Source organism: Mesorhizobium sp. LMG17149 (genome assembly GCF_024518695.1).
In the GTDB taxonomy this organism is placed as follows: domain Bacteria; phylum Pseudomonadota; class Alphaproteobacteria; order Rhizobiales; family Rhizobiaceae; genus Mesorhizobium.
This window is the reverse complement of the sequence record NZ_JANIFL010000013.1, coordinates 220,417-241,516: the sequence shown is the minus strand read 5'-3', so window position 1 is coordinate 241,516 and position 21,100 is coordinate 220,417. Positions and strand designations below refer to the sequence as shown.

Here is a 21,100-nt window from a genome sequence, read left to right as displayed (position 1 = left end):
CGGAGGGGCAGCGGGCGACTTCGCCAAGCCTCGGGCCGGATGGCCATCCGGCCCGAGGCTCAATCGCTTCCATCGCACATAATCATCTCGTGCAGATACAAGGGGCGGCGCTGGCGTTTGAAGAGTTTTCGGGCGATTGATTAGACGACAAAAAAATCCTCGATGCGCTGCCTGGCCTCAACCAGCACCGGCAGTATCTCCCGCTCCATCTCCGCCACCGAAAAACGCGCCGACTGAGTCGAGACGTTGATGGCCGCGACCGTGCGCTCCGCGCGGTCGCGGATCGGCACCGCGATCGAGCGCAGGCCGAGCTCCAGTTCCTCGTCGACGATGGCAAAGCCGTTCGCTTTCGCCTTGCCGATGGCGCCGGCCAGCAGCCTGATATCGGTGATCGTCTTCGGTGTCCGTCTCTCGATGGTCGCCTGACCGAGGAATGCGTCCAATTCCCCTGATGTCAGGCCGGCAAGCAGGATGCGTCCCATCGAGGTGCAGTAGGCCGGCAGCCTGGTGCCGACGTCGAGCGACACGCTGAGGATGCGGCGGCCGGGAATGCGGGCGACATAGACGACATCCTCACCCGACAGGATGGCCGCCGAGCAGGCCTCGTTCAGTTGTGCTGCCACAGAGCGCATGATGGGCGCGGCGAAGGCCCATAGCGAGGCGCCGCCGAGCCAGGTGCGGGCAACCGTCAGCAGGCGCGGCGACAGCGAGAACACGCGGCCGGCCTGTGTTGCATAGCCGGTGGCGGTGAGTGTCAGCAGGAAGCGGCGGGCGCCGGCGCGGGTGAGGCCCGCTTCCTCCGCCATTTCTGTCAGCGTCATGCCCGAGGGATGGCGGGCCAGGATCTCCATGACGGCGAGGCCGCGCTCGAGCGAGCCGACATGATCACGGGAAACAGCCGCTTCGTTCATCTTGTCTCCGCGGAACGGCATCGGCGTCAGGATTGACTCCTCGCCCTCGCTCAGCGTAGAAAGTATCGCATACAAAACATGTGTTCGCAATACGAACTTTCTGAAAACCCGGAGCCGATGCGATGGTCAAGTTCCTGCCGCTCAAACAGGCCGTGGCCGAGAATTTGAAAGATGGCGACTCGGTCGCCTTCGAGGGCTTCACCCATCTGATCCCGACGGCAGCGGCGCATGAGGCGATCCGCCAGGGTTTTCGCAACCTGACCTTGATCCGCATGACGCCGGACCTGATCTACGACCAGATGATCGGCATGGGCATGGCGAAGAAAATCGTCTTCTCCTATGTCGGCAATCCCGGCGTCGGCCTGCTGCGGCGCGCCCGCGACGCCATCGAGAACGGTTTTCCGCGCTCACTCGAAATCGAGGAGCACAGCCATGCCGGCATGGCCAATGCCTATGAAGCGGGTGCTGCCGGCCTGCCCTGCGCGGTGTTTCGCGGCTATCGCGGTGCTGGCCTCGCGGCGGTCAACCCGAACATCAAGTCGGTGACCTGTCCGTTCACCGGCGAGGTGCTGGCCGCTGTCCCTTCGATCCGGCCTGACGTCACCTTCATCCATGCCCAGAAGGCCGACAGGAAAGGCAATGTGCTGGTCGAGGGCATCATCGGCATTCAGAAGGAAGCGGTGCTGGCGGCCAAACGCGCTGTGGTGACCGTCGAGGAAGTCGTCGACAATTTCGACGATCTGCACCCCAATCTGACCGTGCTGCCGCGCTGGACGATCGCGGCGATATCGGTCGTGCCCGGCGGCTCGCATCCGTCCTACGCGCACGGCTACTATGCGCGCGACAATGCGGCCTATCTCGAATGGGACGAGATCGCCGCCGACCGTGACAAATTCCAGGCGTGGATGCAGGCCAATGTCATCGAGAAGAGCGCCGATGATTTCGAGTCCAGGGTCGAGCATCTGAGGAAAGCGGCATGAGCGACAATCCGGGATTCACCCCCAACGAGATGATGACCATCGCCGCCAGCCGCGCGCTGCGCAACGACGATGTCTGCTTCGTCGGCATCGGCGCGCCATCGGCCGCCTGCAATGTGGCGCGGCTGACGCATGCGCCTGACATCACCCTGATTTACGAGAGCGGCACGATCGGCACCGCGCCTGACGTGCTGCCGCTGTCGATCGGCGACGGCGAATTGTGCGAGACCGCTATCACCACCGTCGCGGTGCCTGAGATGTTCCGCTACTGGCTGCAGGGCGGCCGTATCTCGATCGGCTTCCTCGGTGCGGCGCAGCTCGACAAATTCGGCAACATCAACACCACGGTTATCGGCGACTATTTCCATCCCAAGACCCGGCTGCCGGGCGGCGGCGGCGCGCCGGAGATCGCGACGTCGTCGAAGGAGATCTACATCACCATGGCGCAGACCAAGCGCGGCATGGTCGAGAAGATCGACTTCTTCACCTCCTTCGGCCATGGCGAGGGTGGTGACCATCGAAAACGGCTTGGCATCGACACCGCCGGCCCGACGCTGCTGATCACCGATCTCGCCATCTGGAAGCCGGATCCGGTGAGCAAGGAATTCACGGTCGTGTCGCTGCATCCCGGCGTCACGCGCCAGCAGGTGAAGGACACCTGTGGCTGGGCGGTTAAGTTCGCGGAGGCGCTTGACGAAACACCGGCGCCAAGCGAACTCGAACTCAAGACATTGCGCGACCTGCAGGCCCGCACCAAGGCGGCGCATGAGGGAACCGGAAAAGCAAAGGCTGCATGACATGGCCGAGGCCTATATCTGCGACTACATCCGCACACCGATCGGCCGCTTCGGCGGTTCGCTGTCTTCGGTACGATCAGACGATCTTGGCGCGATACCGCTGAGGGCGCTGGCCGAGCGTAATCCCGGCATCGACTGGCAGGCTGTCGACGACGTCGTCTATGGCTGTGCCAACCAGGCCGGCGAGGACAACCGCAACGTGGCGCGCATGGCGCTGCTGCTGGCAGGTCTGCCGAAGGAGATTCCAGGTTCGACCGTCAACCGCCTGTGCGGCTCCGGCATGGATGCGCTGACCATTGCCGCTCGCGCCATCAAGGCGGGCGAAGCGGAATTGATGATCGCGGGCGGCGTCGAATCGATGAGCCGCGCGCCCTTCGTCATGCCCAAGGCCGACACGGCGTTCTCGCGCAATGCCGAGATCTACGACACCACCATCGGCTGGCGCTTCGTCAATCCGCTGATGAAGAAGCAGTATGGCGTCGATTCGATGCCGGAAACCGGCGAGAACGTCGCCGAGGATTTTTCGGTGTCACGTGCCGACCAGGACGCCTTTGCCGTACGCAGCCAGGACAAGGCGGTCGCCGCGCAAGCCAATGGAAGGCTGGCAAAGGAAATCACAGAGGTGACGATCCCGCAGCGCAAGGGCGATCCGGTGGTCATCTCGAAGGACGAGCATCCCCGCGCTGGCTCAACGGTCGAGACGCTGGCCAAGCTGCCGACGCCGTTCCGGCAAGGCGGTACGGTAACGGCCGGCAATGCCTCCGGCGTCAATGACGGGGCGGCGGCGCTGATCGTCGCTTCCGAGGCGGCGGTGAAGACATATGGCCTAACGCCGATCGCCCGCATTCTCGGCGGCGCTGCCGCCGGCGTGGCGCCGCGCATCATGGGCATCGGCCCGGCGCCGGCGACGCAAAAACTCTGCGCGCGGCTTGGGCTGACCCCGCAACAGTTCGATGTCATCGAGCTCAACGAAGCCTTTGCCTCGCAAGGCATAGCCGTGCTGCGCCAGCTCGGCATTGCCGAGGATGCCGAACACGTCAACCCGAATGGCGGCGCCATCGCGCTTGGCCATCCCCTGGGCATGTCGGGTGCCCGTATCTCCGGCACGGCGGCGCTGGAGCTGCGCGAACGTGGCGGCCGTTATGCGCTTGCCACGATGTGCATCGGTGTAGGCCAGGGCATCGCGATCGCGCTGGAACGGGTTTGATCGGCGGCCCTTGCTTGGCCGGCTAAGATCAAGAATCCGGTGCGCGGTTCAAATTTGACCACGTGGACAAAAGTCTGGCGTCGTTCCATACTTCCCCGTCTGACATTTTCACGAACAGCCGGCTCGACACGGCTGTCGAACAGAGGGGAATGCAATGGAAAACCGGAACAATAAATCGCAGATAAAACGCGAAGGGCTTTCGCGACGCAATGTGCTGGAGCTGGGCGCGCTTGGTTTGGCAGCTGCGATGCTGCCGGGCGCCGCTTTCGCGGCGGACAAGAAGCTGAAGGTGGCGGCGATCTTCGCCACGCCGATCGAGGAGCCGTGGGACAACCAGATCCATGTCGCCTTGCAGAGGGCCGAGAAGGAACTCGGCATCGAATACAAATGGTCCGAGAAGGTGCAGACCGCCGATTTCAGCCGCGTCATGCGCGAATATGCGCAAGGCGGCTATGAGCTGGTGCTGGGCGATGCCTTCGCCGCCGAGCGTGAATCGCGCCGCACAGCCAAGCAATTCCCGAAGACCGCCTGGCTGTTCGGCTCCGGCGCCGGCCCGGCGGAACCCAATTTCGGCGTCTTCGACAACTGGATCCACGAGCCGGCCTATCTCTCCGGATTGATCGCCGGCAAGATGTCGAAGTCGGGCACGATCGGCGCCGTCGCGGCGATGGGCATTCCGGAAGTCAACCGGCTGGTCAACGCCTTCTTCGCCGGCGCCAGGGAGGTCAATCCCAACATCAAGAAGAAGGTCGCCTTCATCGGTTCCTTCTTCGATCCGCCCAAGGCCAAGGAAGCGGCGCTCGCGCAGATCGACGCCGGTGTCGACGTCATCTATGCCGAGCGCTTCGGCGTCATCGAAGCCGCGGTGGACAAGAAGATCCTTGCCATCTCCAACATGTCCGACCAGTCGAGCCTCGGCCCCGACACGGTCATCACCGGCCCGGTCTGGGACATGTATCCGACGGTCGAGCAGGCGATCAAACTGGTCAGGGCCGGCGTCTTCACCGCGCAGGACTATGGCGACTTCTCGCGCATGGCCAAGGGTGGCTCGCATCTGGCGCCCTACCACAAGTTCGACAAGACGCTGCCGGCGGACGTCAAGGAGCTGGTCGAGAAGAAGAAGGCCGAGATCCTCGAAGGCAATTTCCGGGTGGATGTGGACGAGAATACGCCGGTTTCGGATTGACGCTCTGGCTTTTGGGGTTGGTGCTAGGCGCCCCCCTCTGTCCTGCCGGACATCTCCCCCTCAAGGGGGGAGATTGGCGGCTTTGTCGGCGGCACTCCTGCTTCGGCGTAGAAAATTGGCGAAAGCCGAAATGACATCCGATCTCCCCCCTTGAGGGGGAGATGGCCGGCAGGCCAGAGGGGGGTGCAGCGCATCCCTCTCAATCAAAGCTGAACCGCAAAGCCAACTCCGATCAGGAGCATCCTTGCCCTTGCCCGCCCCCCTCATCGAAATGCGCGGCATCACCAAGAGCTTCGGCGCCGTCAAGGCGAACGAGGCCGTCGATCTCAGCGTGGCACCCGGCGAGATCCTGGGGTTGCTGGGCGAGAACGGCGCCGGCAAGACGACGCTGATGAATGTGCTGTTCGGCGCCTATGCGCCCGATGCTGGGGAAATCCTCATCCAGGGCAAGCCGGTGCGGATCACCAGTTCCGCCGATGCGCTGGCCGCCGGCATCGGCATGGTGCACCAGCATTTTCACCTCGCGCCGCGGCTGACTGTGCTGGAAAACCTTTTGATCGGCATCCCCGGCAAGACAGGACGGATCGACCGCGCCGGCGGGCTGGCGCGGCTGGCCGAGATCGGCCGCCAGCATGGGCTGATGCTTGACCCGAACCTGCCGGTCTCGGCGCTGTCGGTGGGCGAGCAGCAGCGGCTCGAAATCGTCAAGGCTCTGTTTCGTGGCGCCAGGCTGCTGATCCTCGACGAGCCGACAGCGGTGCTGGCGCCAAGCGAGGTCGACGGGCTGTTTTCGGCGTTACGTTCTATGGCGGCGCAAGGTCTCGGCATCATCTTCATCTCGCACAAGCTCAACGAGGTGCGGGCGCTGACGCATCGCTGCACGGTGCTGCGGCATGGCCGCGTTGCCGGCCGCGTCGATGACCCGGCCAACACGACATCCTCGGAGATGGCAACACTGATGTGCGGCCATGAGATCGTGCCGCCGGCGCGGGGGCCATCGACGCCAGGTGCTGATGTGCTGACACTCGACGGCATTTCCACCTCGCATCATTCCGGCACGCCGCTGCGCGACGTATCGCTTGCCGTCCGTGCCGGCGAAATCCTCGGCATTGCCGGGGTGTCGGGCAATGGCCAGCGGGCGCTGGCAGAGGTGATCTCCGGCGTGCGGGCGCCCGATGCCGGACGGATGACGATTGCCGGCCAAAAAGTCTCGCGGTTTTCGCCGCGCGAGGTGCAGGCGCTCGGCCTTGGCCGCATCCCGGAAGACCGCATGACCACAGGACTGGTCACCAACCTGCCGCTCGCCGATTCCATGGTATTGCCGCGCATCGGCACCGCCGCTTTCAGCAGCAGGGGCCTGCTGAAGCCGGATGCGATCCGCGCCTTCGCGGAAGAGCAGATCAAGGCCTATGATATCAGGTGCCCCGGGCCGATGACCCGCGCGGGAGCGCTTTCCGGCGGCAATCTGCAGAAGGCGTTGTTGGCACGCGAGCTTGCCTTCGATCCGAAGGTGCTTGTTGTCTCGCAGCCGACGCGCGGGCTTGACATCGGTGCCGCCCGCTTCATCCATGAAAAGTTCCTCGACATGCGGGCCAAGGGCTGCGGCATCATCGTCATTGGCGAGGATCTCGAAGAGCTGCTGGTGCTCTGCGACCGCATCGCGGTGATGTATGAAGGCCGCATCGTCGGCACGCTCGACAGCGCCGATGCGACGATCGCGCGGCTCGGCCTGATGATGACCGGGGCGGAGGGAAGAGCCTAGATGGACCTTCCGGCGGCGCTGACCCCCACCCCTAACCCCTCCCCACAAGGGGGAGGGGGATGCTGCCGCTCGCCGTTCACACAGCTTCCGAGCCCGGACTTCTGCTGTTTTGTCGTGGTCGGCGCCTGCGAGAGTTCCCCTCCCCCTTGTGGGGAGGGGCTAGGGGTGGGGGTCCCTCTTCGTCAGAATTCTTGTTCGACAGACAGAACAGAGGGTGCCGCCTAATGTTCCGCCTGGAAGCCCGCACAAGCACACCTGCCTGGTTCAACCTCGCTCTGCCATTGCTGGCGATCGGCGGGACGCTCATCCTATGCAGCGGCCTCATCGCGCTGGCCGGCGCCGGCGTGCTCGAAGCTTATGGCGTGATGTTCACGGCGTCGCTGGGCGACAGCTATGCGATCACCGAAACGATGGTGCGTGCAACACCCATGATCTTCACCGGACTGGCGGTCGCGGTCGCCTTCCGGGCCAAATTCTGGAACATCGGCGCCGAGGGGCAATTGCTGGCCGGCGCGGTGGCCAGCTGCTTCGTCGGCGCCATTCCAATGCCGGGGCCGCTCGCCATGGTCTTGATGGCGGTCGCCGGTGCTGCGGCGGGAGCCGCAGTCGCGCTGGTGCCGGCGACCCTCAGAGTAAAATTCAAGGTCGACGATGTCGTCAGTTCGCTGCTGCTCAACTCGGTCATCTATTACGCCTTGATGGCGCTGATCGAAGGACCGTGGAAGGACTCCTTCAGCGGCTATCCGATCTCGCCGCCGATCGAGGATTCGGCCAATTTCCCGGTGCTGCTCGAAGGCACGCGGCTGCATCTCGGCGTCGTCGCGGCGCTGATCGCGGCGCCGCTGATCTGGTTCCTGATCGTGCGCACGACGCTCGGCTTCAGGATCAGGGTCACCGGCGAAAACCCGGAAGCCGCCAGATGTGGCGGCATCCATGTCGAGCGGGTGCTGATCTCGACGGCGCTGCTGTCCGGCGCGCTGGCCGGGTTGGCCGGCGTCGGCGAGGTCGGCGGCGTGCATTTCCAGGTGATGAGCGACATCTCGCCGGGCTACGGTTATTCCGGCATCGTCGTTGCGATGCTGGCGCGGCTCAACCCGCTTGGCGTCGTGCCGGCGGCGATCTTCCTTGCCGCCGTGATGACCGGCGCCGAGGCGATGTCGCGGGCGACCGGCGTTCCGGCCTTCCTCAGTGACGTCATCCAGGGCACCGCATTGCTTGCCATGCTGGTGGCGCTGCTGTTCACCGCCTATCGCATCCGCCGCGTCGGAGTTGCCCGATGAGCGCGGTGTTCGAACAGATCTTCCAGGTCGGCTTCCTGGCCGCGATCATCCGCATTGCCACGCCGCTGGCTTTCGCGACGCTCGGCGAAATGTTCTCGGAGCGGGCTGGCGTGCTCAATCTCGGCATCGAAGGCATCATGCTGTTGTCGGCGATGACCGGCTTTACCGCCGCCAGCCTCAGCGGCAGCCTGTGGCTCGGCGTGCTGGCTGCGGTGCTGACCGGCATGCTGATGGGCGCGCTGCATGCGCTGTTCACCGTGGCGCTCGGCCTCAGCCAGCATGTCTGCGGCATCGGGGTGACGCTGTTCTCGTCGGGCCTTGCCTATTTCCTCTATCGGCTGATCTTCGGCCAGCAATCGGTGCCGCCCAACATCAAGGGGTTTCAGACACTGCCGATCCCGCTCCTTTCGGACATCCCGGTGCTCGGGACGGCGGTGTTCAACCAGTTCGCGCTGGTCTACATGGCGATCCTGGCCATTCCGCTGGCCGCCTTCGTGCTCTACCGCACGCCATGGGGCCTGTCGGTGCGCATGGTCGGCGAAAACCCGCGCGCCGCGGATTCGGCGGGGGTCAGTGTCATCGCCACGCGCTTCCAGGCGGTCATCCTCGGTGGTGCGCTGATGGGGCTGGCCGGCGCCTTTCTGTCGATGGCGCAGTTCAACGCCTTCACCTTCGGCGTCGTCTCGGGGCGCGGCTGGGTGGCGATCGCGCTGGTCGTGTTCGGCCGCTGGGATCCGTGGCGCTCGGCGGGGGCCGCGCTGCTGTTCGCCTTCGTCGATGCGCTGCAGCTGCGCATGCAGGCCAGCGGGCTCGGACACATCCCCTACGAGGCGTTCCTGATGCTGCCGTTCATCTTCACCATCGTCGCCATGGCGGTGATGTCGCGCAACGCGACGGCACCGTCGGCGCTGCTCAAGCCGTTTCGACGGGAAGAACGGTAGACGAGCAGGACTTGGTGCCTTTCCTCTCCCCCGATCGACGGGGTAGAGGAAGGGCGACAAGCTGTCCCTGGGACGAAGAACCTGTCCCTGGAAAGCCTCACATCGCCGTAAAACCATTATCAACGAACAGATGCGTCCCGTTGACGAAGCTCGACTCGTCGCTGGCCAGGTAGAGCGCTGCCCTCGCCACCTCTTCCGGCTCGCCGATGCGGCCCTGCTGCGCGGCCAGTGCCGCGTCGGAGACGTCGACGCCGAGCCTGCCGAGGTCGGCGACCTCGCGCAGGCCGTGCGGTGTGCGGATGAAGCCGGGGCAGACGGCGTTGCAGCGGATGTTGCGATCGCGGAACTCGACGGCGATGGCGCGGGCGAACATGTGGCAGGCGCCCTTGGTGGTGTCGTAGAGCACTTCGTTGGGAGTCGCCGCCACCGCCGAGATCGACGAAGTACAGACGATCGAGCCGCCGCCGGCCGCAATCATGCCGGGCAAAACGGCGCGCGTCATCAGGAACATCGAGCGCACATTGACGGCATGCAGCCAATCCCATTCCTGCACCGTGGTCTCCAGGAAGGGCTTTATCACGATGGTGCCGGCGTGGTTGAACAGCACGGTGACCGGTCCGAGTTTTTCGATAGCACCCTTCACGGCCGCTTCGACCTGTGCCTCGTCGGAGACGTCGGCGACAAAATGCTCGGCGAGATGGCCGCGCGCCCTGATTGTCGCTGCGGTTGCGGCGGCCGCCTCGCCGTTGCGGTCGATGATCGCCACCTTGGCGCCTTCGGCGGCGAACAGCTCCGAAGTCGCTCCACCCATTCCCGTCGCGCCCCCCGAAATGATGGCGACCTTGCCGGCCAGTCTTGTGCCCATTTTTCTGCCCCCTGTGTGGCGATTTCGCTTTGCTGGTGGGCGATGCTACCGCGCCGGCGCCGGGCGGCCAATCCACGAATTGAGCGCAGCGAAAGCAAGGTCATAGGTCCATTCGGACGCAGAAGCGAAAACGGACGCTCCATATGGATCGGCCGTTGGAGTGCTCCCTCTAAGCAAGTGTCTACCAACTTCCAGCACCATAGGAGAAAATTATTCTATCTTTGGCCAAAAAATAGCAATCGACAAAGTCTACAAGTTTTATAGATTAACCGCCGAGACGGAGGTCGATATGTCCTATATCCAGAACGCCCAGACGGATCGCAGTGATCAGCGGTCGGCCAATGCCCAGGCCTTTCGCCCGGCCTATGCCGGGGCTTTCGCCTATCTCGTCTTTGCCCTTGCGTTCGTGTTCACCGGGGCCGTCGTACTGGGCCTTATTCCCTGAGTCGTCAGATCGACCGGGCTTAGCTGCCCACCGCTTTCAGGCAATCGGAGTTGAATGAACCGAATCCTCGGCGTGCTTTCGCGCGCCCGACACCACGGAGGACATGGCAATGCCGATCGAGTTCACGCATATTCCCGGTAAGACCGCCGATGCCGCGGTTCCCTTTTTCTACGACTTTGCCGAGACCGCGACCAAGCTCGGGCTGATCGAGGATGGCGGCTTCCGCAAGATCGTCATCGACGATTCGGCCGGACTGCTGACCAACATGGATCTTGCGGCCCAGGTGCTCGATCGCACCTCGTCGCTGGAAGTCGTGCTCACCCATTGGGCGGGCGTGGTCGAACCGACCGTGGCGGCCCGCCAACTGGCGTCGATCGACAGGAAAAGCGGCGGGCGCCTGGCGCTGAGAATGATCAGCGAGCCGCTGAGCGACGCCGACGCCGAAACACGGCCGGTCGGGCACACCGTCATCTGGCAGCGCATCGACGAATATCTGGTGCTGCTGAAGCGGCTGTGGTCGAACGACCGGCCCTTCGACCACGAAGGAACGTTCTACAGCATCAAGGGCGGCTATGTGCCGCGCAAGGGACCGCACGGCGCCGACCTGGTCATCCGCATGGGCGGGCAGTCCGGAACGGCACTCAAAGTTGCCGGCCGGCATGCCGATGTCTTTGAATTGGCGCCCGGCTCGATCGACGAGATCCGGCAATTGATGGAGCGGGTGCGCCGCTCCGCCGCCGAACATGGTCGGGCCGGCAAGCTGCGCTTCGCGCTTCCGGTCGGGATTCACCAAGGTGCTTCCGCCTCCGGCCACAAGGCGGTCGATGTTGCCGGGCCGCCAGCCCAGGCCGCCCTGTCGCTGCTTGCGTATGCAGCCCTCGGGATCGATGAATTCATGATTGTCGGCGTCGACACGCCACGCGAGATCGCAACGCTCGGCCGGGAAACGATCGCTCTGCTGCGCAATTCGCTGGCGCGTCGCGAACACGAGGCATTCCAGCCTGGGGCATATGCGTCTCGTGCAGGATTGGAGACGCGGGCAACGGGCTGAAGTTCTTCAGCCCTTTGTTGCCTCGGGCCTGTCGCCAAGCCGCGACAGGCCTTCAATGACGGCGGCTGCATCCGCCAGCACTCCGAAGACGCCGTCCTCAACCGTTACCATGTGAAGCGCTGCCTCATGCACCTTTTGGTCGCCGCTGGCGCAGGCGTCCGAAATCGTCAGGCATTGGAAATTGCGGTCGCAGGCCTCACGCAGCGTGGTGTGGACGCAGACATCCGTGGTGCATCCGGAAAACAGCAGATGCGTGATGCCTTGCGCGCGCAGCACAAGTTCGAAATCCGTATAGGTGAAAGCGCTGTTGCAGGTCTTGTCGACGATGATGTCCTGCGGGGCGACGTCGATCTCCGGAACGATCTGGAATCCTGGACCAGAGCGCAGCAGGATTTCGGTGCCTTCGAGCCCAGCGCGCTTGCGGCGCCATGTCTCGTAGGGCGTCATGTCGGCCATGTCAGCCCGGTAGCCCTGCCTGGTGTGGATGACCCTGACACCGGCCTTGCGGGCGGCTGATATCAGCCGGCTCACGGTCGGCAGGATCGCCCTTAGAGGCGACGGGTCATAGCCCTGCCTGGCGAAGTAGCCTGTCGTCGACAGGAAATCCTGCTGCAGGTCGATGACGACCAGTGCGGTGTTTTCGGCCACCAGCCTGCCGTCATAGGGGAAATCGAAGGGCGTTGCCTTGATCATCCGGGGCTCCCTGCTTTGGGCCGCCACCATAGTGGATCAGCGCGACGACACCAGATGCTGCGCGTCGTGCAGACGCCGATAGATGCCGCCGGCGCGGAGCAGTTCGCTGTGCGAACCCTGTTCGACGACGCCCGACTCCGAGACGACGACGATGCGGTCGGCGCCTCGGATCGTTGCCAGCCGGTGTGCGATGACCAGCGTGGTTCGGCCCTCGGCAAGTTCGGCCAACGACTTCTGGATTTCGCGCTCGGTCTCGGTGTCGAGCGCCGACGTCGCCTCGTCGAGGATAAGGATCGGCGGGTTCTTCAGGAACATGCGGGCGATCGCCAGCCGCTGCTTCTGGCCGCCGGACAATTTTACGCCGCGCTCGCCGATGATCGTGTCATAGCCGGCCGGCAGGCCCGATATCATGCCGTCGAGTTGCGCGCGCCGTGCGGCGTCGGTGATGGCCTCGTCGGAAGCGCCGAGGCGGCCATAGGCGATGTTTTCGCGGATCGAGCCCCCGAACAGGAACACATCCTGCTGGACGATGCCGATCTGGCCGCGCAGCGAAGCGAGCGTCATGTCCCTGATATCGATGCCGTCGATGCTGATCGCGCCGGCGCTGACCTCGTAGAAACGCGGCAGCAGCGAGCAGATGGTGGTCTTGCCGGCGCCGGACGGGCCGACGAAGGCGATGGTTTCGCCGGCGTGGATGGTGAGATCGATACCCCTGAGCACCGGCTTGCCGTCGCCATAGCCAAAGCTCACGCCGCGATATTCGATATCGCCCTTGAGGCCGCTTACGGTCACGGCACCTGGCCGGTCGGCGATGTCGGGTTCGGTGTCGAGCAATTCGGTGTAGCGCCGGAAGCCGGCAATACCCTTGGGATAGGTCTCGATCACCGAGTTGATCTTCTCGATCGGCCGTACGAAGACGCCGACCAGAAGCAGGAAGCCGACGAAGCCGCCATTGCTGAGGCCTCCCGTGATGACGAGATAGCTGCCGGCGATCATGACCACGAGCTGGATCAGCCTTATGCCCATATAGTTCAGCGAATTGCTGGCCGACATGATGCGGTAGGCGTCGAGCTTGGTCTGGCGGTAGCGCTGGTTGTCATGCGCGAACAGCGTGCGCTCATGCTCCTCATTGGCGAAGGCCTGGACGACGCGCATGCCGCCGACATTCTCCTCGATGCGGACGTTGAAATCGCCGACACGCCGGTACAGCGCCTGCCAGTTGCGCTCCATGCGGTCGCCGTAGCGCATCGTCACCCAGGCGATCAGAGGCACGATCACCGCCGTGATCAGCGCCAGATGCATGTTGACCGTGAACATCAGCACGAAGGCGCCGGCGAAGGTCATGATGGCGATGAACAGGTCCTCGGGGCCGTGATGGGCGATCTCGCCGATTTCCTCGAGATCCTTGGTGACACGGCCGACGAGATGGCCGGTCTTGTGGTTGTCGTAGAAGCGGAACGACAGCTTCTGCAGATGGTCGAAACTCTTGCGCCGCATCTCGGTCTCGATGTTGATGCCGAGCATGTGGCCCCAATAGGTGACGACCGCCATCAGCACGGTGTTGAGCAGGTAGATCACCAGCAGCCCGGCAGACGCGATGATGATCAAGGTCCAGTCCTGCTGCGGCAGCAGCTGGTCGACGAAGGTGCGGACCGCCATGGGAAAGCCGAGTTCAAGCAGGCCGGCCAGCACCGCGCAGGAGAAGTCGAGCGCGAACAGCCCCTTCCAGGGCGCGTAGTAGGAAAGGAAACGTCTGATCATCGAGGTGAACCGCAAGCTGTCTTGACGGGCGCGGTGAGCGCGCCGGCCGTCATCGGTGGGCGCTGCTTACAATCGGCAGCGCAAGGGCGGCAATAGGCCAGGACGGACTTCATTGCCTGCCTTTCCACATCAGCGCCATGAAATAGGGGCCGCCGACGAAGGCGGCGATGAGGCCGGCCGGCACTTGCCAGGGAAAGATCAGCGTCCGCCCTGCCCAGTCGGCGGCAACGAGGATCAGCCCGCCTGTCATGGCCGAGGCCAGAAGCTGCGGCACGGCGCGGCGGAAGCCGAGCATGCGTGCGAGGTGCGGCGCCATCAGGCCGACGAAGCTCAACGGGCCGATGACCAATGTCGCGGTTGCGGTGGCCAATGCGGTGAGCGCAAGCAATGTGGCGCGAACACGTCCGAGTCGCAGGCCAAGGCCACGCGCGGCGGTTTCGCCGAGCGGCAGTATATCGAGCCAGCGCGCGGTCAGCGGCGCCAGCGCGAGGACGGTGACCGCGACCGTTGCGGCGGTGAAGGCATCCGTTGGCGTTGCGCGATACGTCGATCCCGACAGCCAGGCGAGCAGGAAGTCCATGCGCGGATCGCCGCTGGCCAGAAGCAGCGCGGCGAAGGCGGACGCGACCGTCGCAACGGCGACGCCGGCAAGCAGCAGCCGTTCCGGCGACAGGGCATTGCGCCGCCCGACCAGCACGACGATCGTCAGCGCCAGCAAGGCGCCGGCGAGGGCGGCGCCGAGCATTGCCGCGCGGTCGAAGCCGTCGCTGAGCAACAGCAGCGCCAGCACGCCGAAAGAGGCGCCGCCGGAAATGCCCAGGACCTCGGGTGCGGCCATCGGGTTGCCGGTCATGCGCTGCATCAGCGTGCCGGCGACGGCGAGCAGGACGCCCGCCGACAGGGCGACGACGACGCGAGGCGCGCGCAGGGCAAGCAGCTCGGTCAAATCCGCGGATGCGATCCAGTGCCAACCGCCTGCGCCACGGCCAAAGCCGATGGCGAGGACAACCGCGAGGATGAGCGCCAGCAGGCCCGCGATCAACGGCAGGCCGTTTGTCGGCAGGCGTATCGACGACACCATGTCGGCCTGCCTTTCGGGGGTGGTTCGCATTCTCGGCAACAGGAACAGCAGCAGCGGCGCGCCGAGCAAAGCGGTCGCGGTGCCGGCGGGGATTTCGCCGGTGAACGGCAGATGCTGCACCAGGCGGTCGGTGAGCCAGAGCAGGGCACCGCCGACCAGCGGCGACCAGACCAGACGGCGGCCAAGCGTGCGCGCTCCGGCCAGCCGCGCCAGCGCCGGGGCGGCGAGCGCCACGAAACCGATGACGCCCACCTCGGCGACGACCAGCGCGCTAAGCGAGACGGCGACTGTCATGCCGGCAAGGCGGATGACGGCCGGCCGGGTGCCGAGCGATGCCGCGCCGTCGTCGCTGAGGTCGAGCAGGCGTAGCGGTCGCCAGAGCAGGAGCGCGGCGCAGATGCCGGCCAGCAGCCATGGCGCCAGAACAACGACCGCCGCGTCGCCATTCTGCACCAGCGAGCCGCTCTGCCAGATGAACAGCTCCTCGGTGTATTCGCGGTTGAGCGCCATCAGCAGCGCGCCGGCCGAGCCGAAAGTGAGGCTGACGACGAGGCCGGCGATGATGATCGACACTGGCGAAAAGCTGCGCCCGCGCGCCAGTGCGAAAACGGCTGATGTGGCGAGCGCGCCGCCAGCCAGCGCCACGCCTTCGCGGCCGCCTTCCAGCAACCATGGTGCGTAGAGGGTGGCGGCCGCCAATGCGAGGCTCGCTCCGGCATTGGTGCCGATAGTGGTCGGCTCGGCCAGCGGGTTGCGCAGCACATGCTGCATGACGACACCGGCGAGACCAAGTGCCGCGCCGGCCAGCATGCTGACCGCGACACGCGGCAGGAAGGCATAGCGATACAGCAACTGCGCTGGATCGGATGTGTCGGGAGCGGTGAGCGCATGCCACCACAAGTGCGTCGGGAAAAGGTTGATGAGCTCGAAGATGGTCAGCATCAGTGCCAGGCCCGCGGGCACGGCCACCAGCAGGATGAGCGCGCCGATGCCGTCGCGCTGTCGCGGCAGGGACATTGCCTGAGCGATCATGCCGCTGCCACGAATTCGGCGAAACGCGCGGCAGCAGTGAGACCGCCGAACGGCCAGACCGGCGGAATGGTCCGCACCTGGCCGTTCCGGACGCAGGGCAGATTGGCCCAGAGCGAGCTGCGGGCAATCCTGATCCTGACGTGCGGCGGGATCGGATCGAGCGAGATCAGTTGCGCCTCGCCTACGGCGACCAGTTCCTCGATGCCGACCGTCGAAAAACCCCATTCATTGGTGGCGCCGGTCCAGGCGTTGACGAGGCCGAGCCGGTCGAGGACATCCTGCAGCAGGCTGCCGGCGCCGTAGACGCGGACATGGCGATCGTCGAACATGCTGACGACGCAGACCGGTTTTTGCACCGCCCGCTCCAGCCTGGCACGCGCTTGGGCGATCGAGGCTTCGGTGCGCCCGACAAGGTTTTCTGCTTCCGTCCTGCGGCCAAGCATGTCGCCAAGCTGCAGCGTCACCTGTTGCGCCTGCGCGTAAGGTGGAGCCTTGCCGCTGTAGAACGGCACGTTGAAGGTCGGCGCCAATCTGGTGAAGCTGTTCTCGTCCAAGCCATAGCCATAGGCGCCGACGATCAGGTCGGGCCGCAATTCCCGAAGCAGTTCGATATTGGGCTCGCTGCGCGATCCCAGGTCGATGGTGGCCTGCGGCAGCGCCGGGCCCTGCACCCAGTCGCCATAACCCCTGGTGTCGCCGACGGCGAGCGGCGACAGGCCGAGCGAGACCACCAGTTCGGCCGATGTCCATTCCAGGCAGACGACGCGGGCAGGTGCCGCGCGTGCCATGCCGCCCGGCAAAGCGAGGCCGGTCGCGGCGAGGCCGGCAAGATACTGGCGCCGTGTCAGCGCCGCCATTTTGGGCCGGCCCGCCACATTGCTTCTACCATGTGTATTTCACCGAACCGTTGATCCTGCGGCCTTCGCCGTAGAAGCAGCCGAAGCCCGAGGAGAAACAGGAGGCGACATAGCGTTTGTCGAACAGATTGCTGGCATTGAGGCTGAGCGTGGCGTTCTGCCAGGCGTAATGCACCGCCGCGTCGGCAAGCACGACCGATGGGACCTTGAAGCTGTTGGCGTCGTCGCCATAGGTCGAGCCGACATAGCGGACACCGGCGCCGAGGCCGAGACCTTCGAGCTTGCCGCCCATGAAGGTGTAATTGGCCCAGAGCGATGCGGAATGGGCTGGCACGCCGAAGGGCGTGTTGCCCTCGTTGCTGACCCAGACGCCGTTGACGTCTTCGACAGCGGTCGCCCTGGTGATCTTCGTGTCGAGGTAGGTGTAGGCCGCTCTCAGATCGAGGCCCGCATCCAGGCTCGCCACGGCTTCCAGTTCCACGCCGCGCGAACGGATCTCACCGGTCTGGAACAGATCGTTGGGTGAGCCCTCATTACCGGAACGCACGACATTCTGCCGGGTCAGGTCGAAAACCGATGCCGTAATGAAGGAGTTCCAGCCGGTCGGCTGGTATTTCAGCCCGATCTCGTACTGCCTGCCGGTCTCGGGCACGAACAGATTGCCGTCGCTGTCGGCGCCGGCCACGGGCTGGAACGATTCGGAGTAGCTGACATAGGGCGCAAGCCCGTTGTCGGCGAGATAGACGAGCCCCGCCCGGCTGGTGAAGGCGTTGTCCTTCTGCTCGGGAATGTAGCTGCCGGCCAGATTGTCGTAGACCTTGGCGTCCGACCAATCCTGGCGGCCGCCAAGGGTCAGCCGCCAGTTGCCGAGCTTGACCTGATCCTGCGCATAGAGACCGACTTGCTGCTGGGTGGTGTCGGTATCGGTGTAGGGCGTCAGATCGGTGATCGGGTACCCGTAAACCGGATCGAAGACGTTGAAACCGTCCTCGACGGTCCCTTCCGAGGCATAGTCGCGGTAAGTATAGCGTTTGTAGTCGAGGCCGACGAGCAGCGTGTGGGCGAGCGGCCCGGTGTCGAAATCGGCTTGTGCCTGGTTGTCGATGGTGACGCCGCTGAGTTTAGTGCCGCCGGCATCTGCATAACGGTAGTAGTCGCCGCTTGAAGGTTCCAGGCCGTTCGAGTCCGTCAGTCCGCCACCAAAGACGCCCTCCTCGGTGTGGGTGAGGTGGACGTAGCGGGCATGCTGTCGAACCTGCCAGGTTTCATTGAAACGGTGATCGAATTCGTAGCCGATCGAAGCCTGGTCGTTGTTGTAGGAGTCGAAGCCGGGTTCGCCGACGAACATGCTGTTCGGCAGGTACTTGCCGTCCTTGCCCGGTATGACCGTGCCGTAGGCAGGCAGATACTGCATCGCCCATCCCGAGCGGTCGCGCTGATAGTTGGCGAGGATGGTCAGGCTGGTGTCGGCATCGGGCTGCCAGGTGATCGCCGGCGCGATGAAGATGCGGTCGTCCTTGACGAAATCGATCTGCGTGTCGCCCATGTGAGCGGCACCGGTGAGGCGAAACAGCAGCGACTTGTCGGCGTTCACGGCACCGCTGAAATCGAACTTGCCTTCATACCGGTTGAAGCTGCCACCACTGAATTCGACCTCGCGCAGGTTTTCCTCGGTTGGCCGCTTGCTGACATAGTTGATGATGCCGCCGGGGCTTGCCTGGCCATAAAGCACCGACGCCGGTCCGCGCAGCACCTCGTAGCGTTCCGCGCCATAGGAATCGAGTGCGGTGAACAGGGTGAAATTGCTCTCCTTGAGCTGCAGCCCGTCCCTGTAGAAGACGCCGCTGGCGTTCGAAATGCCGCGCAACTGCAGGCCGAGGCCGCGATTGTCGGTGCCGTAGAGATTGCCGGTGGCGCCGGGTGTGTAGCGCAACGCGCTGTTCAGGCTGTCGACGGCCTGCGCTTCCATCTGGTCCCTGGTGATGACCGATATCGATTGCGGCGTCTCGATCAGCGGCGTGTCGGTCTTGGTGCCGGTGGAGCCCTTTGTGGCAACGTAGCCCTTGACCGGCCCGAAAGCGCTTTCGACACGTTCCTGGACTTTGATCGGGTCTAGGGTGGTGGTGACCGTCTCCTGGGCCAGTGCATGGCCGCAGCCAAGCAGGGCCGGCAGCGACACCGTTGCGATCAGCAGGCGCTTGCGCGCTATCCGGTTCTGCCAAATCGGTCCATGTCCTGAAATCATCTGGTGCGCCCTGTTTCCAAATTTCGTGCCGATATTGCCGGTCGCGACGATTTGTTGATCGTTGCAGTCATCTTCAATGTTGACTAGTAAGGTCATGTTTCATAGTCAACCGGGCACGACCCGTCGAAATGCCGGAATCTGGAAATGCGGGCGGCCGCACTGGAGAAAAGCCATGAGCATGGCTGGAATTGATGCCCAGACTGCCTTCCATATCGACGCGGTGCGCTTTGCCGTCGGCGAGCGGACGCTGCTCGGTCCGGTCTCGCTCGAACTGCAGCGCTCGCGCGTCTATGGGCTGATCGGCCACAATGGTTCGGGCAAGTCGACGCTTATCAAGCTCATGGCGCGCCAGCAGCCGGCGAGTTCAGGCGCCATCACTTTCGCCAGACGTCCGCTGCCGCAATGGGGCGCCCGCGAATTTGCCCGCGCGCTTGCCTACCTGCCGCAGACGACGCCCGCGGCGACCGGCCTGACCGTGCGCGAACTGGCGACGCTCGGGCGCTATCCCTGGCATGGCGCGCTTGGCCGTTTCCGCGCCGAGGACAGGCAGCATGTCGAGGAGGCGCTGGCCCTGACCGATATGGAGGGTTTTGCCGACCGGCTGGTGGACGAATTGTCGGGCGGCGAGCGCCAACGCGCCTGGCTCGCCATGCTGGTGGCGCAGAACGCCGGCGTCATGCTGCTCGACGAGCCGATCTCGGCGCTCGATATCGCCCATCAGGTCGAGGTGCTCGGGCTGGTCAAGGAGCTCAGCCGCAAACGCGACCTATGCGTCGTCGTCGTGCTGCACGATCCCAACATGGCGGCGCGCTACTGCGACGAACTGATCGCGCTCAAGGACGGCAAGCTGCTGACGCGCGGCACACCAGGCGAAATCATGCGCAGCGATGTGCTGAAAGGCATTTTCGGTGTGGAGATGGGCGTGTTCGCGCACCCCGTCACCGGCCAGCCTGTCGGCTATGTGCAGTGACAATATCTGATGCGGCGGCGGGAAATAGAAGGCGGCAGGCCGCTGTGAGAACAAGGAAGAAGCTGTTGTCGAGAACTGGTTTGTTGGCGGCGTTGGTCGCATCCGTCATCCTGTCGGCCGGCAGCGCGATGGCCCAGGAGCAACCCGCCGGTGCCGCGCCGGCGGTCGAAGCCCCCACCCCGGCTGCTCCCGCAGCCCCAGCGCCGATTGCACCCGCACCCTCCGCACCGGCAGTCGCTCCGCCCGCCACGATGGCGCCTTCGCAGCCAGGCACCCAGCCGAACACGGGCGCGCCGTCTGAGGCCGGACCTTCGACGGCGATGGAGTTGACCTTGCCGCATGACCTGTCGCCATGGGGCATGTTCATGGCGGCCGACATTGTCGTCAAGGCGGTGATGATCGGGCTGGCCTTTGCCTCCCTCGTCACCTGGACGATATGGCTGGCCAAGTCGCTGGAGCTTTTCGGCGGCAAGCTGCGCATTCGTCGCGCCGTGCGGGCGATCGGCGAGGCCGCCACGCTGAAGCAGGCCAGCCGCACCCTCGACCGCAGCGGCGGGCCCGGCGCGCTGCTGGTGCGGGCGGCTGAGGAGGAGACCGCACTCTCGGCCGGCGCGCTCGATCATGTCTCGGGCGATGGCCTCAAGGAGCGTGTCACGTCGCGCCTGTCGCGCATCGAGGCGGCGGCGGCGCGGCGCATGTCGCGCGGCACCGGCGTGCTGGCGACGATCGGCTCGACCGCGCCCTTCGTCGGCCTGTTCGGCACTGTCTGGGGCATCATGAACGCCTTCATCGGCATCTCGCAGGCGCAGACCACCAATCTCGCTGTGGTCGCGCCGGGCATCGCCGAAGCGCTGCTGGCCACCGCGATGGGCCTGGTCGCGGCCATACCGGCCGTCGTCATCTACAACGTCTTTGCACGCTCGATAGCCGGCTATCGGCAGATCCTCGCCGATGCCTCGGCCGGGGTCGAACGACTGGTCAGCCGCGACCTGGACTTCCGCACCGTGGCGCCGGCAACGCCACTGGCGGCGGAGTAGCG

The 21,100-nt window shown here is 64.8% G+C and carries 18 protein-coding genes; 11 read left to right on the top strand and 7 right to left on the bottom strand.

What is annotated here, in order from left to right; all coding sequences use genetic code 11:
* Nucleotides 1–140 precede the first annotated feature (140 nt).
* Nucleotides 141–911: an IclR family transcriptional regulator C-terminal domain-containing protein gene (locus NP945_RS27520; RefSeq protein ID WP_256748081.1), complete on the bottom strand. Its 771-nt coding sequence runs from the start codon at nt 909–911 to the stop codon at nt 141–143.
* A gap of 122 nt (nt 912–1,033) precedes the next feature.
* Here NP945_RS27520 and NP945_RS27515 point away from each other — a divergent pair, with 122 nt between their 5' ends.
* The 7 genes from NP945_RS27515 to NP945_RS27485 all read left to right on the top strand — a co-directional run bounded on the left by NP945_RS27515 (nt 1,034) and on the right by NP945_RS27485 (nt 9,061).
* Nucleotides 1,034–1,891, top strand: coding sequence for a CoA transferase subunit A (locus NP945_RS27515; RefSeq protein WP_256748080.1), 858 nt, complete (start codon nt 1,034–1,036; stop codon nt 1,889–1,891).
* Nucleotides 1,888–2,685, top strand: a complete 798-nt coding sequence (locus tag NP945_RS27510; protein WP_127383211.1) for a CoA-transferase subunit beta — start codon at nt 1,888–1,890, stop codon at nt 2,683–2,685. The genes NP945_RS27515 and NP945_RS27510 overlap by 4 nt, the downstream gene beginning before the upstream one ends.
* A gap of 1 nt (nt 2,686) precedes the next feature.
* Nucleotides 2,687–3,892, top strand: coding sequence for a 3-oxoadipyl-CoA thiolase (pcaF, locus tag NP945_RS27505; RefSeq protein WP_256748079.1), 1,206 nt, complete (start codon nt 2,687–2,689; stop codon nt 3,890–3,892).
* Between the two features lie 154 nt (nt 3,893–4,046).
* Entirely contained in the window at nt 4,047–5,078 is a 1,032-nt protein-coding gene (locus tag NP945_RS27500) for a BMP family protein (protein WP_127268261.1), read from the top strand.
* Between the two features lie 250 nt (nt 5,079–5,328).
* Complete coding sequence (locus NP945_RS27495; protein ID WP_128290292.1) at nt 5,329–6,840, top strand: ABC transporter ATP-binding protein; 1,512 nt, start codon at nt 5,329–5,331, stop codon at nt 6,838–6,840.
* A gap of 224 nt (nt 6,841–7,064) precedes the next feature.
* Entirely contained in the window at nt 7,065–8,120 is a 1,056-nt protein-coding gene (locus NP945_RS27490; protein ID WP_256748078.1) for an ABC transporter permease, read from the top strand.
* Nucleotides 8,117–9,061 carry an ABC transporter permease gene (locus NP945_RS27485; protein ID WP_128289966.1) on the top strand — a complete coding sequence of 315 codons (945 nt, stop codon included), beginning with the start codon at nt 8,117–8,119 and terminating at the stop codon, nt 9,059–9,061. The genes NP945_RS27490 and NP945_RS27485 overlap by 4 nt, the downstream gene beginning before the upstream one ends.
* Nucleotides 9,062–9,158: 97 nt before the next feature.
* On the opposite strand, the gene NP945_RS27480 is transcribed toward NP945_RS27485, so the two are convergent.
* Nucleotides 9,159–9,926, bottom strand: coding sequence for an SDR family NAD(P)-dependent oxidoreductase (locus NP945_RS27480; protein ID WP_127808763.1), 768 nt, complete (start codon nt 9,924–9,926; stop codon nt 9,159–9,161).
* A gap of 289 nt (nt 9,927–10,215) precedes the next feature.
* On the opposite strand from NP945_RS27480, the gene NP945_RS27475 reads away from it, so the two are divergent.
* Together NP945_RS27475 and NP945_RS27470 are read left to right on the top strand one after the other, a co-directional pair.
* Nucleotides 10,216–10,371 carry a hypothetical protein gene (locus NP945_RS27475; protein ID WP_127269069.1) on the top strand — a complete coding sequence of 52 codons (156 nt, stop codon included), beginning with the start codon at nt 10,216–10,218 and terminating at the stop codon, nt 10,369–10,371.
* Between the two features lie 109 nt (nt 10,372–10,480).
* Nucleotides 10,481–11,422, top strand: a complete 942-nt coding sequence (locus tag NP945_RS27470) for an LLM class flavin-dependent oxidoreductase (RefSeq protein WP_127808765.1) — start codon at nt 10,481–10,483, stop codon at nt 11,420–11,422.
* 6 nt (nt 11,423–11,428) lie between these two features.
* On the opposite strand, the gene NP945_RS27465 is transcribed toward NP945_RS27470, so the two are convergent.
* The 5 genes from NP945_RS27465 to NP945_RS27445 all read right to left on the bottom strand — a co-directional run bounded on the left by NP945_RS27465 (nt 11,429) and on the right by NP945_RS27445 (nt 19,091).
* Nucleotides 11,429–12,115, bottom strand: coding sequence for a cysteine hydrolase family protein (locus tag NP945_RS27465; RefSeq protein WP_256748077.1), 687 nt, complete (start codon nt 12,113–12,115; stop codon nt 11,429–11,431).
* Nucleotides 12,116–12,151: 36 nt separating this feature from the next.
* Nucleotides 12,152–13,876 (bottom strand): ABC transporter ATP-binding protein, encoded by a 1,725-nt coding sequence (locus NP945_RS27460; RefSeq protein WP_256748076.1) that lies wholly within the window; start codon nt 13,874–13,876, stop codon nt 12,152–12,154.
* 109 nt (nt 13,877–13,985) lie between these two features.
* A complete protein-coding gene (gene fhuB, locus NP945_RS27455; RefSeq protein ID WP_256748075.1) occupies nt 13,986–15,989 on the bottom strand; it encodes a Fe(3+)-hydroxamate ABC transporter permease FhuB in 2,004 nt (667 codons plus the stop codon).
* Entirely contained in the window at nt 15,986–16,846 is an 861-nt protein-coding gene (locus NP945_RS27450) for an ABC transporter substrate-binding protein (RefSeq protein ID WP_127272291.1), read from the bottom strand. The genes fhuB and NP945_RS27450 overlap by 4 nt, the downstream gene beginning before the upstream one ends.
* Before the next feature lie 25 nt (nt 16,847–16,871).
* Nucleotides 16,872–19,091 (bottom strand): TonB-dependent siderophore receptor, encoded by a 2,220-nt coding sequence (locus NP945_RS27445; RefSeq protein WP_256748074.1) that lies wholly within the window; start codon nt 19,089–19,091, stop codon nt 16,872–16,874.
* 178 nt (nt 19,092–19,269) lie between these two features.
* Between NP945_RS27445 and NP945_RS27440 the strand changes: the two genes are divergently transcribed.
* Complete coding sequence (locus tag NP945_RS27440; RefSeq protein WP_256748084.1) at nt 19,270–20,061, top strand: ATP-binding cassette domain-containing protein; 792 nt, start codon at nt 19,270–19,272, stop codon at nt 20,059–20,061.
* A gap of 65 nt (nt 20,062–20,126) precedes the next feature.
* Nucleotides 20,127–21,098: a tonB-system energizer ExbB gene (exbB, locus tag NP945_RS27435; RefSeq protein WP_127272292.1), complete on the top strand. Its 972-nt coding sequence runs from the start codon at nt 20,127–20,129 to the stop codon at nt 21,096–21,098.
* Nucleotides 21,099–21,100 lie beyond the last annotated feature (2 nt).